This is a genomic window from Arthrobacter sp. ZGTC131, from assembly GCF_002929275.1.
In the GTDB taxonomy this organism is placed as follows: domain Bacteria; phylum Actinomycetota; class Actinomycetes; order Actinomycetales; family Micrococcaceae; genus Arthrobacter.
Map to the genome: position 1 here is coordinate 1 of NZ_PJIK01000047.1, position 1,313 is coordinate 1,313.

The window sequence follows — 1,313 nt, forward strand, 5'->3', positions numbered from 1 at the left end:
ACGTTGGTCCAGTACTGGATGGCGCGTTCCTTGATGCCCGGGCTCTTCACGCCGCCCACGGCGCCGGTGATGGTTTCAAGCAGACGGGCCTTCTCGCCGTCGTTGAATACCTCGCGGTAGAGTGCGCCGGCCTGGACGAAATCGCTGTCCTCGGCGTGCAGGGAGTGCGCGGCGAGCGTCAGCGCGCCGTCGTTCTCCCAGCCGCCGGCCGGGCTCTGCGGCTCAACGGCGGCGGGGCCGCCCACCGAGTTCGGGGCGTAAACCGGAACGGAGGAGGCGTTGAAGTGGTAACGTCCGGCACCGTCCTGGCTGTAGTTGTTGACCTGGTTCTTCGGCTGGTTCACCGGGATCTGGGCGTGGTTGGTGCCCACGCGGTAGCGGTGTGCGTCAGCGTAGGAGAAGATGCGGGCCTGCAGCATCTTGTCCGGTGAGGCGGCGATGCCGGGCACGAAGTTCGACGGCGCGAAGGTGGCCTGTTCGATCTGCGCGAAGTAGTTCTCCGGGTTCCGGTTCAGCTCCATGGTGCCCACCTTGATCAGCGGGTAGTCCGCGTGCGGCCACACCTTGGTGAGGTCGAACGGGTTGAAGCGGTAGGTCTTGGCGTCCTCGTACGGCATGACCTGGACGTGCAGGTCCCAGGACGGGAAGTTGCCGGCGGCGATGTTCTCGGAGAGGTCGCGGATGTAGAAGTCGGCGTCCGAGCCTGCCAGCGCCTCTGCCTCGTCACCGGTCATGGACTTCACGCCCTGGTTGGACTTGAAGTGGTACTTGACCCAGAAGCGCTCACCTTCGGCGTTGATCCACTGGTAGGTGTGCGAGCCGTAGCCCTGCATTTCCCGCCAAGAGGCCGGCAGGCCGCGGTCGCCCATCAGCCAGGTGACCTGGTGCGCGGACTCGGGGGAGAGGGTCCAGAAATCCCACTGCATGTCGGCGTCACGCAGGTGCGTGCCCGGCAGGCGCTTCTGCGAGTGGATGAAGTCCGGGAACTTGATGCCGTCGCGGATGAAGAACACCGGGGTGTTGTTGCCGACGAGGTCGTAGTTGCCCTCGGACGTGTAGAACTTCACGGCGAAGCCGCGGGGATCACGCCACGTGTCGGGGGAGCCGTTCTCGCCGGCAACGGAGGAGAAACGGATCAGCATCTCGGTCTCCACGCCCGGCTGCAGGAACGCGGCCTTGGTGTACTTGGAGACGTCCGCGGTGGTCTTGAAGGAACCGAATGCGCCGCCGCCCTTGGCGTGCACCACGCGCTCCGGGACACGCTCGCGGTTGAACTGGGCCAGCTTCTCGACCAGGTAGTGGTCGGTCAGGAT

The 1,313-nt window shown here is 65.5% G+C and carries 1 protein-coding gene; it reads right to left on the minus strand.

The window, feature by feature from the left end:
- Window positions 1-1,313 (minus strand): catalase (locus tag CXQ90_RS21615; protein WP_104141383.1); only part of this gene is annotated, 1,313 nt, incomplete at both ends.